A 13,416-nucleotide genomic window follows, 5' to 3' on the forward strand; every position below is an offset into this window, starting at 1 on the left:
TAAAGGAATAGCTCCTTATAAGGGAAAGGCACAAATGGTGTCTTTCCCTTTTTGTGCAGGAATCTGTTTCTTTAACAGAACTGGGCCTCACTTTTCCCCCTTCATGTCTATTAACGGTCATTGTCTCCCTAAAAAAATCTTCCAAAATAATAAAATTTAAAACTTATATACACCTTCTTCATTTTTATGTTATCTTAATAACATCTTTCTCAAACGAACAAATGTATTTTCAAGGAGGACATCATGAATTTCCGTTTAGGCTTGTTACCGAAAATTTTTCTCGCCATTCTTCTCGGCATTGCTGCCGGTAAAATTTTACCTGAAGGTGCCATTCGCTTTTTCGCTACCTTCAATGGCATCTTTGGCAATTTTATTAACTTTGTGATTCCGCTCATCATTATCGGCTTTATAGCACCCGGAATAGGCCAAATCGGAAAAGGAGCAGGAAAACTGCTTGGATGGGCCACAGGGACAGCTTATGCATCTACCATTGCTGCAGGACTTCTTGCTTTTTTTGCCGGATCAATCCTTTTGCCTGGATTCACGGAAGGATTCAGCCTAAACAAAATGGGAAATCCCGAGGAATTTCTTCAAAAGCCCTTTTTTGAAATTGAAATGCCGCCGATCATGGACGTAGTAGGCGCTCTTTTACTGGCATTTACACTCGGAATCGGGATGGCTTCCATCAAGGGAAATTCGTTAGTAGCGGTTTTGGAAGACTTTAGGCAGATTGTCGAAAAACTGATTGCCGTCATCATTATCCCGCTCCTTCCTTTTTACATTTTTGGAATTTTTGCGAATATGACGTTCGGAGGCCAGGTTGAATCGATTCTTTCCGTTTTTGCAAAAGTATTCGCTATGATTATTATTCTTCATTTTATTATGCTTCTATTGCAATATTCAGCAGCAGGGGCGATTTCAAAAAGCAATCCGTTTAAACTGCTTAAAATCATGCTCCCGGCGTATTTCACTGCGCTCGGAACCCAATCTTCAGCTGCTACCATCCCCGTCACGCTTGATCATATTAAAAAGACGGGGAAAGCAGATGAAAGAACAGCAGAGTTTACCATCCCGCTGTTTGCAACCATTCATTTATCCGGCAGTACCATTACACTGGTAAGCTGTGCGATGGGAGTCATGCTCCTGAATGGGACAAGCCCTTCTTTTCAAGCCCTTCTTTTCAAACCCTTTTTCCGTTCATTCTTATGCTTGGGGTAACAATGATTGCTGCACCGGGTGTGCCGGGAGGTGCCGTTATGGCAGCGCTTGGACCTCTCCAGTCGATGCTGGGATTTGATGCAACGATGGTTTCTCTAATGATTGCCCTCTATCTTGCCCAGGATAGCTTCGGAACAGCAGCAAACGTAACAGGAGACGGCGCATTGTCCATTCTGTTAAGCAAATTGGGAAAAAAGAAAAATCGTCCGATTTCCGGTCAGGCTGCATCATAAAAACCAAAAAACGAGAGACTGTAAGGTAAATCCATCTTAAAGACCACTTCCCTTTTGCAGTCAGCCAAACCCATTCCTTAAGCACAGACGATTTATACAGAAAAAACCCCCGGCTGACCGGGGGGTTTCCATACCATTATTTTCTCTAAAGTAGTGCTTTCTTACTTTTGAAACGCCATGATATAACCGCCGCTTGTAGCCGTTCTCCACTTTTTTCCGTTTACAGAAACGGATTTAATGGATCCTTTATTGAATACTAGCGTCGTTTTTTCGAGCATTTCTGCATTTTTGAGAATCACTTTTAATTCTCCTGCCGCCGAAAGAGATGTGCCCGTATTCTCGTCGAAGTTAAAATCCAGTCCAAGTTTGGAATGGGCTTTTGCCGCAGTAAGTTTTCCGGCTTCAGTTTGCTGATAATTTTGATAAAAATGATAGGAGCCTCCTGAACTGTCTGCTCTTACACCATGATTCCCAACTCTTTTTCCTGTTGCGGCAGGTGCATTTTCATTTGAATAAGGCTGCAGAATCGTTACAAATTGGGCTGAATGGCCATTTACCCTTTGAATCATGACCGGAGTCAGTTCATTCGGCGATGAGGATGGGCCCGGGCCATCGGCTGAAAACACGGATGCTGGCTGAAAAGGAATGGAGTATGTGCGCAGACCTTTCCCATTTTGATCCCATCTGCTGCTCCAACCCGATTCAATTCCGCCGGCCCCTTTCTGATTTTTGAAATAATCATAGCCTCCGCCTTTGCCCATTGGACGATCAAGAGGCTGTAAAGGTACATTTGTCTGATAGGTTCCTAATCCATGAAGGGCCAAATCGTATTGATGGGACTTTGACTCATCGCTGACCAAAAACCAGTCAAGGATAAATTCATCTTCCATCCATAAACTTCGTTCATACGTAACGCCGCTATACGCGCTGTTTGCCGTTCCATACATATACTTAAAATTCGGTTCGCTTGAAAAAATCGGCATGTCACCCTTTGCTTCGCTTTGGGAGCGGCCATCCACTGTCACTGTATTATGGCTGATGGTTTGTTTGTACCATCCGCGGTAAAGAGGATGAGTATAGCCCGGTGTTCCAAAATCAGGCGCCAGGAGAGTTCCTGCTCCGTATAGGTCTAGATTCAATTTGTCATAATGGCCATGAGATCCCCCATGCTCTCCATAATCCATCAGGACAAAGGACTGCCGTTCTCTCGAATCAGGGTGTCTTAAAATAGCCTGGCCTATACTTGTCAGCTGCAGACTCTTGGTCGGAACCTCTGCTGCGGCTTCAATGCTGTCACTTCCAAAGAATAGGGCAAAATCACCGGTCCGGCTCAAATTCTTATATTTCGTATGAAGAAACCAGGCGTAGCCGGAATCTTTATATTTTGAATACGCAAGCTCATAGTCGTTATAGCCGCGCGATGAAGTATAGTTTGTGATGGTGCTGCCGTATTTTCCTCCATCATTATTAGCAGGCTGAACAAAGTTCGGATAACTGTAAAGAAGAGGAATATCAAACATTTTCTTGAATTTATCATCATTATATAAATCATAGCCCCAATGGGATGCTGTCTGGGCCAGGATGCTGAGCGGGGCAAGAGCATATGTGTGGTAGGCCATCGATCCTTCCCACCAGAAACCGTCCTCCAGCACAGCCTCATCCATTAAATAATAAAAGCCCCTCTTTCCGTATATCGCCTCTTTAAGGAGTTCCGGTCTGTCAGTGGCTGCGCCGATCATACCGATTGCCGCATTATGCCAGGCCTGCCAGTTCGATTTGCTGTACGGGTTTTGCTTCAGCGTTTCTGCAATCGGAAGAAACAAGTCGTTTTCTATTTTTTTCTTCTCTGCCTCTGTAAAAGACGGGCTGCTGTACAGAAGGTCATAGCCAGAAGCAAGATCCACTGCACTTACCGCTTCATCCAGCGACTGATAATACCATTTTCCGCCTTTATCCTGCTTCGGAAAATCCTTATACATATCCGCATACTGCAGCAATAAGTTTTGTGCAGCTTCTGCATACGTTTCATTTCCATTTAATGAATAAGCGGTTGCTAGAATTCTGATTTGGCGGACTCTTTCATTGTGTTCATAAGCAAGCCAGCCCGCTTCAATTTTTTCTCCTTCATACATTTGTTTATCGCTCGGGCAATAGTGCCGGCCATTCTTGTATTCAAGTGGAGTCCCGTCCTTGCAAACATACCAGGAAGCATATCCGGCTGCTTTTTTGGGAATCGTCTGGTTTAGCTTCAGGAATGAATTCGATTCACTCTCCAGTCTTTTTAAATAATTCTTAGCCCATGTCTCATTGGCCACGCGCTTTTTAGCTGTTTTCAGTTCTGTTTCACCAATAAAGGAATGCGGTCTTGGATTAGCAGTTTGAGTATTCATAACTGGAGTATACACGGAGTCCGCAGATGATGAACCGGCAGCATGTACCGGTTTTGAGTAGCCGGCGGGAATGGTTCTGAATTTATCTGCTCTTGCTGAAACTAAAGCCTCATAATCAGCCGATTGAACAAACGGATTTTTATGTGTGTAAGGATGGCGGGTGACAGCAGCAGAAACCGAAGAAAAAGGAAGGGACAGAAGGAGCCATACAATCAGGAAACCCTTAAAGGGGTGAAGAGTCAATATCATTACCTCCGAAGATTTTATGTCTTTCTCACTATTACTTATCGACTATTCTCCGGTATTATTTCACTTTTTTTATAAAAAAACAGGATTTTTTTCTTACTTTTTTCAGCTTAAGCCCGGCTTTTGATTGCGTCTGCCAGCCATTCGCGCTCTGGACTGCCTGTTAGTCTTTCCGCCGGATGGCCCTTAGGTCTCCCCTTTCCCGCTCTCTTGGGCGCTCAGCTGTCCCCGTCAATAGGCGGTTAAAAACAGAGCCAAATTGAAAAGAGCCCTCAAAGGACTCTTAGTTGGTTGAATTTAATTTAATCAGCTGGTATGTGAGAACCGTGCCGCCATTTGCCCACTCTACTTTAGTGATAATGGCTCTCCCGCTCACTTCTCCCTCTTTCGTCTTTCTCACTTCAACAGGCAAATCAAGCGGATATAGGCGGTATCCATCCTTTTTAAGGGTAAATACATTATCCTCCAGCCGTTTTTCTCTGCTCTTCGTTACAATCATCGTATTCATTTCAAGGGGCATGCCCATTTTCATCTCTCCTTTAGTCCGGTTCCATCTAAGTTTATCATATCAGACCTCCGGCTGCTTTTTCATCCAGCCGGTCAGCCGTCTGACCGTTTCTCTGTTCACTGCAGGCGGAAAGTAATGAGTATATTCTTCAAAGTACCACACTTCCGCTTTTTTCCCCAGTTCTGCAGCACGCTTTTCTAAAAGCCTGGAGTGCTCTACTGATACATTTTGGTCCTTCACACCATGAATGATTAAGAGCGGGGCTTTCATGTTCTCTAAATTGTGCAGAGGGGTCCGCCAGTAATATTCTTGAGGAAGTTTGTTCGGGGTTCCGCCAATCACTCTTTTCATCATTCTCCTTAAATCCTCCCGCTCCTCATACGTGAGAACCATATCTGAAACTCCTCCCCATGTTACGACCGAGCAAAGATCTTTTCGTTCATTCCCTGCAATCAGGGCCATCACGCCTCCCCTTGAGAAACCGAAAGCATGAATTCTTCCCTTAGAGGTTTTCGGATGCCTCTTTAATAGATCAATCGCTGACAAGGCATCCTCCCGGTCTTTTCCGGCAAAATCTTCATTCCCTTCTCCTCCCTGATTGCCTCTGTAAAATGGAGCTACTACGACAAACCCTTCAGAAGCGAATTGCACGATCCGTGCAGGGCGAACCATTCCTACCCCTTTTATGCCCCCTCTTAAATAAAGGAACCCATCGTATTCCCCTTCCTTTTTCGGCTCAGCCAGCAGCCCCTTTACTTTCAATCCCCCTGATAAATAGGTAACAAGGTATAAATCAATTTCAGGGTGAGGAGAAGGATATTTTTGCTTTTCCAGTATCTCTCCGTTTATCATCATCATCCCTCTTTCCTGTATAGGCATTCACACTATTTTTTCTTTTTCATAAAGTATGGTAGATCGTAAAACAGCGGACTGCTGCCAGTGCATAGATAAAGCACTCAACCAAAAGGAGGAATCACAATGAAAAAATGGTTTATCAGCTGCATGGTCCTTATCTTACTAGCATTACCACTTTCAGCATGTAATCAAAACCCTGTGCAGAAAATCCGTGTCGCAGAAGTTACACGGTCCATTTTTTATGCTCCGCTTTATGTCGCCATCTCAAAAGGATTTTTTAAAGAGGAGGGGCTCGATATTGAACTGACCACGGCTTTTGGCGGAGATAAAACGATGACCGCACTTCTTTCCGGCGGCGCGGATGTTGGGCTGGTCGGATCGGAAACTTCAATTTATGTAGAGGCACAGGGATCGAAGGATCCTGTCATTAATTTTGCCCAGCTCACTCAAACGGACGGGACGTTCCTTGTAGCCAGAGAAAAAAATGAATCATTTGACTGGAATGATTTAAAGGGAAGTACGTTCCTTGGGCAGCGCAAGGGCGGTATGCCTCAGATGGCAGGGGAATTTGTATTGAAAAAGCACGGCATTAATCCGCATAAAGACTTGAATCTTATTCAGAACATAGATTTTGCTAATATTGCAAATGCCTTTGCTTCAGGCACAGGTGACTATGTACAGCTGTTCGAGCCTACTGCAAGCATCTTTGAAAAAGAAGGAAAAGGACACATTGTCGCATCCTTCGGGAAAGAATCAGGGCTGATCCCTTATACCACATTTATGTCAAAAGAAAGTTTTATTAAGAAGAATGCAAATGCTGTACAAAAGTTCACCAATGCCATTCAAAAAGCACAGAACTGGGTAAAAGATCATTCTGCCAAGGAGATTGCCTCCGCCATCGCGGGCGAATTTAAGGATACGGATATCCAGCTGATTGAAACGGTTGTCAGCCGGTATAAAGAGCAAGGCTCATTTGCCGCTGACCCAGTCTTGGATAAAGCAGAGTGGGAAAACCTCCAGAACATTATGGATGAAGCAGGAGAGCTTCCTGCCCGCATTGAACACAGCAAACTCGTTAATACCGAATTTGCGGAAAAGGCATCGAAATAGTAAGGAGGCTTTTAGGATGACGTTCCTCTCAATCCAAAACCTGTCCCACTCCTACTTCACAAAAGACACCATTGCAACAGCATTGGATGATATCAGTCTGACAGCCGAGGAAGGAGAATTTATCTCCTTTCTCGGTCCAAGCGGCTGCGGGAAAACCACATTGCTGACCATTATCGCAGGACTGCTCGCTCCAACCGAAGGGACCGTTGCCATTAAAGATGAGCCCATTGAACGGATGCGGGGGAAAATCGGCTATATGCTGCAGCAGGACTATCTTTTTCCTTGGAAAACGATTGAAGAGAATGTCCTAATCGGACTAAAAACATTGCAGAAACTCACCCCGGAATCCGAAAAAAGAACATTATCTTTGCTTTATGAAATGGGACTTCCAGGAGTTGAAAAGAAATATCCCCGGCAGCTTTCGGGGGGAATGCGCCAGCGGGCAGCATTAACCCGAACATTGTCAGCCAATCCGGACCTTTTGCTTTTAGATGAACCTTTCTCCGCATTGGATTATCAAACAAAGTTAAAGCTTGAAGACTTGGTTCATCAAATCCTTCATGATTACCATAAGACAGCCATCCTTGTAACACATGACATTGGAGAGGCCATCGCCATGAGCGACAGAATCTTCCTATTTTCGGCGAATCCGGGGAAAATCGCCAGGATGTTTCCTATTCCCCGGGAAATTCGGGAACTGTCTCCTTTTGCAGCAAGACAGCATCCGCTATATACAGAACTATTCCAGGCTATTTGGAAGGAGCTGGATCGGTTTGAAAAGGGTTAAATCCCATCTTGAACAGCTTCACGAGCTGTATTTAGACGGGCTAAAACGGGAAAAAATGATTATCCGCCTCTATCAAATCCTAATATTCGCTGCTTTTTTCAGTCTTTGGGAAATCTCCAGCAAAAATAATTGGATTGATCCGCTTATCTTTAGTGCGCCCTCAAAAATATGGACGCTCTTCCTTGAAAAATGGAACGATGGAACATTGGCGGCAAATGCAAGCATCACCATTTTTGAGACCGTTCTGGGGTTTATCCTCGGTACTCTGGCTGGCACACTTCTTGCAGCCCTGCTGTGGTGGTCACCGAGAATATCAAAAATACTCGACCCTTATCTTGTCATTTTAAATGCGATGCCAAAAGTAGCGCTCGGACCTATTTTAATTGTTGCCATTGGTCCCGGCTTCTCTTCCATCGTCGCAATGGGAGCGATTATTTCGGTCATCATTACGACGATTGTGGTTTATACGTCATTTAAAGCCATTGACCCGAATTATTTAAAGGTTCTTCAAACGTTCGGGGCAACCAGGTTTCAATTGTTTAAAGAAGCCGTCCTGCCTTCCTCTTTCCCTGTCATTATTTCTACACTGAAGGTGAATGTCGGTTTGTCCTGGGTAGGGGTCATCGTTGGAGAATTCCTTGTGTCTTCCAGAGGATTCGGCTATATGATCATTTACGGGTTCCAGGTTTTTAATTTCACCCTTGTGTTCTTGAGTCTGCTGCTCATCGCTGTTTTTGCCACTGTGATGTACCAGCTTGTTGACTGGCTTGAAAAGCGGCTCATTAAACATTCCGACTAAAAAGCCTGCCGGATACCGGCAAGCTTTTTTAGTCCTGTATATTTGCTATAATCCGTTTCAAAGACTGCTGCAGCACTTCATCTTTCATAATAAAGCTGAAACGCCTGTCCGCCTGAATGTTTTCAGGAAGTTCATCAAGAAGAACAGGGCCTTTCGTTTCCATGTAATCATCAAGATGAATCAGTTCGTCCACTGCAGCATAATAAATATTTTTAATAATGGTCTTTTCTTTTCCGGAAACGCGGTATTGCCCCATATACTGAAGGGTAGACACGACGCCTCCCGTTTCCTCTTTTACTTCTCTTATTGCGGCTTCATCTGCTGTTTCATTTTCTTCCACTTTACCGCCCGGGAATTCATAACCCCGGTCCCCATGATCGGTAAGAAGCCACTTATTCTGATAGCGGCAAACTACCCAGACATGCTTCGGAACGCTTGAAAATGGGTTTTTTTCAAAAGACAGCTGCACTTGATTATGATAATAATCTTTAAAACGATACATGTGATCCCTCTATTTTCGACTTATCCTGTTCTATTTTATCACATTGGGATAACATTGTATAAGATCTGCTAAGTTTGATCTTCAATATTAGTCAGAATGTTCTGTTCCTCAATGTGCTGTTTCGCTTCATCATCACCAAGTTCGTAGATCATTCTATAAATATTTATATTTGCCTGGTCTACTGAATCATTCGGCCGGTCAAAATGGTACGGCAAATACGGTACGTGCGTTCTGAAAAAACCTTTCCAGTCAGCAGCATACTGCTGCTCGAAATACCCTCTTAACTCAATAATCTGATCATCTGTTGCTTCTATGCGGTAATCCCATGCAGATGAATCGGACACCTGTGATATTTCTCCGCTTCCAACGGTTACATAATAGGTGGTTTTGCCAGCCCCATCCATTTCATCACTCCTCAAGCCTTTTCTCCCTATTTTGCGGCAAGAGCAGTCTTTTATTCAGGGCTTATTTTTTCACCTTGCTTTTCAGTAAATCCAGGGCGTCTCTTACTATTTGGGGAACAGGTAAGCCAGAACTGCTGACATTTGTAATAATATAGAGCAATTCGTAAAAAATATAAAAGATAACGGTGAAATCTCTGATGGAAATCCCGATTGGTATGACCTTGTCCAACAAATTGGCGACTGCCACCATTATTAGGATCAGAGCCTTTTTTAACAGCTGAATCCCGATCGCCCGTATTGAAGCCTGGCCGCTTATGGCTTTCGATATAGTAAAACTGAGAAACTCAATGACCATCAAGGCAAACAGGACATACATCATCTGTTCTATCTCACCGAGTAAAAATGTCAGAAAAGTCATGCTAAATGAATATAGCGTCATCACTTCTGCATCCTTGCTCATTTCACACCTCCTTTATGGAAGAGGGATCATTTTATGCTATGCACTGTGACTGCTGCGGTATAGACCATTATCTGATGGATGAAAAAAAGGCCCTTGTCATACAAACAAGGAACCATTTAGAAGGGATGCTGTGTCTATTGAATTGGAAAGAACATTTTATTAATGATATTGCTTTGAATTTCAGAATGGATTCGGAAGATTTGGAAGCTGCCATTGAAACATACGTCAGCGAGCTTTCCGATGGAGAAGTATTGCAGCTGACAAAAACAATCAATGCGGAAGAGCTCAGAGATCTTTTAGCCCAGTCTATTTTAGATAAGGCGGAAAGAAACAGCGGGACGTAAAATAATCGGAAGACGCTGTATGAACGAGGTTCTGCGCAGAGCGCGGCAGATTTCATGTCCCCCGTCTTCTCGGATGTGGGACGATTCTCCTCAGAAGGAAAGCACTCATTCCATTATCACGAACGGATTCTCAGAAAAAGAGGCTGGACAAAGGGTTTCTTGCTAATAAAAAAACCGAACGATTATTTGAAACTCCGATATAGAGCTTCGTAATCGTTCGGTTTTACTGTTTTTCATGCTTTTTTCAAAGGCTTTGTTAAAGCACCCTGTTAATTTTTAACACCTGTTGATTGGAGCGGAAGGCGTGAGACTCCTGCGGGAGCAGCGGGACAGGTGAGACCCCGCAGTGGCGAAGCCAGGAGGAGGCTCACCGCCCGCCCAAGGATAAGCGAACGACTTCAGCGGAAATCAACCGCCAAGTTTAACAGTGCTTTTTCAAAAGAAATATTCGGCTATAAGGACAACAATTCTAGTTATGTCTCAGCCTCTTCCATTGTGAGATAGATCTTTTCAGAGTCAGCCTTGCTGCTCAGCAGATGTTCTGCTCAAGTTTATCCATTAATTGAAACAGTGTATCCCGTTCCGTTTCTGAAAAACATGAAAACACTTCTGAAGCAAGCTCCGTATGCAGATCCATGGCTTCTTCCAGCCGTTTCTTTCCCTGCACAGTCAGATCAAGCCGGATTTGACGGCGGTCCGTTTCTGAATGAACCCGGTTCAGTAATCCCATTTTGCAGAGCTGGTTGGATCCCATTGTAACAGCACTCGGCTTCACACTTAGCTTTTCTGCAAGCTGTGTAGTCCCCATACCGCTATTCCTTTGCAGGATCCATAATATCTGGAGCTGGAAAGGAGTGATTCCTGACGGCTCCAGATTCTCCTTTACAAGAAGCGAATATTTCCTCTTAAATCGAATGGTCTTTTTTTGAACCTGCTCCAGCCAATCCGTCTCTGTCGTCTTCATTGGAACCACCTCTAATAGAAAAATTCAGCTTCCTAATCACCGTTTCCCTTTGTCAAGAGACTGCAAAGCTCTTCGATACGCATCATCGTTCATCTTCGTATCTTTAAGCGGTTCATCGGTCTCTTCTTTTTTAAATTGAGATAACGCTTTTCGGTAAGCATCATCGTTCATATTTCTGGATTTTGCAGCAGGTTCCGGTTTTGATGACGGTTCAGCGGGAGACGCTTGTTCTGCCGGACTTGGCTCTTTCCGCTGCTCTTTTTCCTTGCCTTTGCTTTCTGGAATGTGTTTATTATTTTTCGAACGGGACATAGCCCTTGTATTCGCGATAATAATCACAGCTAGCAAAACAACGGCAACGACAATTAATAAAACACCCAACATCTGATTTCACCTACTGTTTTATTGACATGCGTTTCGTAACTTCTGCTACACGTTCTCCAAGAGCCATTCCAAGTGCACGGTCACTGGAAGAAATGACTTCACTGCTCTCTACCGGGCATGTAATGCCTGCTCCGTAGTAAGAACCATACAAAGCATTTTCAGGTGTGTTGCCGGGAAGTCCTGCAATAATCATTCCCTGATGAAGCATCGGTGTAATTAAATTTAAAAGGGTGGCTTCAAGTCCGCCATGAGTTGTTGCCGTTGTACAAAAAACAGCTCCAACCTTATTAATCAGTTTTCCTTCAGCCCACAAATAGCCCAATTTATCAATCCATGTCTTTAACCCTGCACTGATGGTACCGAAATGGCCCGGGCATCCCCAGATGATTGCATCCATTTCAGGCAGCTGATAGACATCCGCATCCTTGACGTTTTTCAAATATACCGTTGCCTCACCTGATTTTTCAGCACCAGCTGCAATTGCCTGGGCAAGAGCTTCTGTATGCCCGCCTTCACTGTCATATACGATACAGATTTTCATATCCATTCCTCCCAAATCTACTAGCTATTGATCAATGTACATTTTTAGGTGCGGGAAGCATCCTGATTTCTTCTGAATGCTTTGGAACAGAAGAAGTCTCCTGTACCTTTTTGTCTTTCCTGACGTCTCTCAGGAAGAACGCAAGGACAAGTCCAATGACTGATATCCCTGCCGCCCAGAAAAATGCATCATTAATCCCATGAATGGTGGACTCTCTGACAAGTTTTCCGTATAGAAGCTGGACAGCCTGTGACTGTGCTTCTTCTGGAGACATGCTCATCGCTTGAGCAATTTTTTGTGTAAATTCACTGAATGCCTGTGCAAAGAATGGATCCGCTGTGTTCATTTGGCTTCCCTGCTCTTCCAAATGGAAATCCGTTCTGTTTGTATAGATCGTTGTCAGGAAACTAATTCCTACCGACCCCGCTACCTGTCTGAACGTATTTGCCATCGTCGAGCCATGGCTGCTCAGTCTGTCCGGAAGCTGGTTTAACCCTGCTGTCATAATCGGCATCATCAGGAAAGACATCCCGAATGTGCGGATCATATACAAGACGAGAATATGGTTATAGGTTGTTTCCATTGTAAGCTGGGTAAATTCATACGTCGTAACGGTTGTAATAACCATACCGATGATACCGAGCGGTCTTGGTCCAAATTTATCAAATAGAATACCTGAGACAGGTGACATGATAAGCATCACGATCGCACCGGGAAGTAAAAGCAGCCCTGAGTCAAGCGGTGAATAGCCCCTGATATTCTGAAGATAAATCGGCAGCAGGAACATACCGGAAAATAGACAAATGGTAATTGCGATGTTAATGATACTTGACAATGTAAAGATCGAATATTTGAACACCCGCACATCCAAAAGAGGTTTTTCGGATTTAAGCTGCTTAATGGTAAATACAACAAGCAAGATTAATCCGATTCCCATGGATGAAAGGACCACTGGATCGGTCCACCCTTCATTCCCTGCTTCACTGAACCCGTAAAGCAATAATCCCATACCGGCGAGAGATGTAAAAATAGATAAGAAATCCGCTTTAATCTTCTCGGGAGGATTGATGTCTTTCAATTGGAAAAAGGCAATGATAAAGACGATGGCTCCGAGAGGAACCATGCCGTTAAAAAGCAAATGCCAATCATAATTCTGGACAACAAAGCCGGATAGCGTCGGTCCGATTGCCGGTGCGAACATCATCGCCAATCCGAAAATCCCCATTCCTTTCCCACGCATTTCAGGAGGGAAAATAAACACGATAATAGTCATAACAAGAGGAGCCAATACTCCTCCGCCAATTGCCTGAATGAGTCTTCCTGTCATCATGACAGGAAAGCTTCCTGCTAATCCGCATATGAGTGATCCAAGCGTAAAGCAGAACATGGCAAATAAGAATAAATTCCTTACAGCAAATCGTTTAATAAGATAAGCAGATAATGGAATGAGCGCACCGTTCACAAGCATATATCCTGTCAGCAGCCACTGAGCTGTGTTTGTTGTCACTCCAAACTCTGTAATGAGATGGGGGATCGCTACATTTAGAAGCGTCTGATTCAGTATCGCCAGAAATAGTCCGAGCATTAGAACAATCAAAAGAGGCATATGCTGCCGGACACCGCTGTCTGATTTCTGTGCTGCATGTTGTGTCATCACTCTTTTCCTCCTTT

General features: G+C 44.0%; 14 protein-coding genes and 1 pseudogene. 5 read left to right on the forward strand and 10 right to left on the reverse strand.

All coding sequences use genetic code 11. The features are described from left to right. Positions 1–243 precede the first annotated feature (243 nt). Positions 244–1,451: pseudogene (locus CEF21_RS17700) on the forward strand (dicarboxylate/amino acid:cation symporter). 161 nt (positions 1,452–1,612) lie between these two features. Here CEF21_RS17700 and CEF21_RS17705 read toward each other — a convergent pair. From CEF21_RS17705 to CEF21_RS17715, 3 genes are all read right to left on the reverse strand, one after another. Beyond that, positions 1,613–4,084: an alginate lyase family protein gene (locus CEF21_RS17705; RefSeq protein ID WP_164462237.1), complete on the reverse strand. Its 2,472-nt coding sequence runs from the start codon at positions 4,082–4,084 to the stop codon at positions 1,613–1,615. Positions 4,085–4,370: 286 nt separating this feature from the next. Next, positions 4,371–4,613, reverse strand: a complete 243-nt coding sequence (locus tag CEF21_RS17710; RefSeq protein WP_123918692.1) for a DUF2584 domain-containing protein — start codon at positions 4,611–4,613, stop codon at positions 4,371–4,373. A 42-nt stretch (positions 4,614–4,655) separates the two neighbouring features. Continuing rightward, complete coding sequence (locus tag CEF21_RS17715) at positions 4,656–5,447, reverse strand: alpha/beta hydrolase family protein (RefSeq protein WP_481747681.1); 792 nt, start codon at positions 5,445–5,447, stop codon at positions 4,656–4,658. Positions 5,448–5,573: 126 nt separating this feature from the next. On the opposite strand from CEF21_RS17715, the gene CEF21_RS17720 reads away from it, so the two are divergent. From CEF21_RS17720 to CEF21_RS17730, 3 genes are read left to right on the forward strand one after another with little or no spacing between them, the layout of a single operon-like run. Next, a complete protein-coding gene (locus tag CEF21_RS17720; RefSeq protein WP_123918693.1) occupies positions 5,574–6,560 on the forward strand; it encodes an ABC transporter substrate-binding protein in 987 nt (328 codons plus the stop codon). A 16-nt stretch (positions 6,561–6,576) separates the two neighbouring features. Further along, a complete protein-coding gene (locus CEF21_RS17725) occupies positions 6,577–7,347 on the forward strand; it encodes an ABC transporter ATP-binding protein (protein WP_123918694.1) in 771 nt (256 codons plus the stop codon). Further along, positions 7,334–8,146, forward strand: coding sequence for an ABC transporter permease (locus CEF21_RS17730; protein WP_206427782.1), 813 nt, complete (start codon positions 7,334–7,336; stop codon positions 8,144–8,146). The genes CEF21_RS17725 and CEF21_RS17730 overlap by 14 nt, the downstream gene beginning before the upstream one ends. Before the next feature lie 28 nt (positions 8,147–8,174). Here CEF21_RS17730 and ytkD read toward each other — a convergent pair whose 3' ends face one another. The 3 genes from ytkD to CEF21_RS17745 form a co-directional block, all read right to left on the reverse strand. Beyond that, positions 8,175–8,648 (reverse strand): RNA deprotection pyrophosphohydrolase, encoded by a 474-nt coding sequence (ytkD, locus tag CEF21_RS17735; RefSeq protein ID WP_123918695.1) that lies wholly within the window; start codon positions 8,646–8,648, stop codon positions 8,175–8,177. A 68-nt stretch (positions 8,649–8,716) separates the two neighbouring features. After that, complete coding sequence (locus tag CEF21_RS17740; protein WP_123920363.1) at positions 8,717–9,052, reverse strand: hydrolase; 336 nt, start codon at positions 9,050–9,052, stop codon at positions 8,717–8,719. Between the two features lie 61 nt (positions 9,053–9,113). Further along, positions 9,114–9,512, reverse strand: a complete 399-nt coding sequence (locus CEF21_RS17745; protein WP_123918696.1) for a phage holin family protein — start codon at positions 9,510–9,512, stop codon at positions 9,114–9,116. Between the two features lie 137 nt (positions 9,513–9,649). On the opposite strand from CEF21_RS17745, the gene CEF21_RS17750 reads away from it, so the two are divergent. After that, entirely contained in the window at positions 9,650–9,856 is a 207-nt protein-coding gene (locus CEF21_RS17750) for a hypothetical protein (RefSeq protein WP_123918697.1), read from the forward strand. Between the two features lie 529 nt (positions 9,857–10,385). Here CEF21_RS17750 and CEF21_RS17755 read toward each other — a convergent pair. From CEF21_RS17755 to CEF21_RS17770, 4 genes are read right to left on the reverse strand one after another with little or no spacing between them, the layout of a single operon-like run. Continuing rightward, complete coding sequence (locus CEF21_RS17755; protein ID WP_123918699.1) at positions 10,386–10,820, reverse strand: MarR family winged helix-turn-helix transcriptional regulator; 435 nt, start codon at positions 10,818–10,820, stop codon at positions 10,386–10,388. A gap of 36 nt (positions 10,821–10,856) precedes the next feature. Beyond that, entirely contained in the window at positions 10,857–11,204 is a 348-nt protein-coding gene (locus tag CEF21_RS17760) for a hypothetical protein (RefSeq protein ID WP_123918701.1), read from the reverse strand. 10 nt (positions 11,205–11,214) lie between these two features. Continuing rightward, positions 11,215–11,745: an NAD(P)H-dependent oxidoreductase gene (locus CEF21_RS17765; protein WP_123918703.1), complete on the reverse strand. Its 531-nt coding sequence runs from the start codon at positions 11,743–11,745 to the stop codon at positions 11,215–11,217. 31 nt (positions 11,746–11,776) lie between these two features. Continuing rightward, positions 11,777–13,399, reverse strand: a complete 1,623-nt coding sequence (locus CEF21_RS17770; protein ID WP_123920365.1) for a DHA2 family efflux MFS transporter permease subunit — start codon at positions 13,397–13,399, stop codon at positions 11,777–11,779. Between the last annotated feature and the right edge of the window lie 17 nt (positions 13,400–13,416).

It is taken from the genome of Bacillus sp. FJAT-42376 (genome assembly GCF_003816055.1).
In the GTDB taxonomy this organism is placed as follows: Bacteria; Bacillota; Bacilli; order Bacillales; family Bacillaceae; genus Metabacillus_B.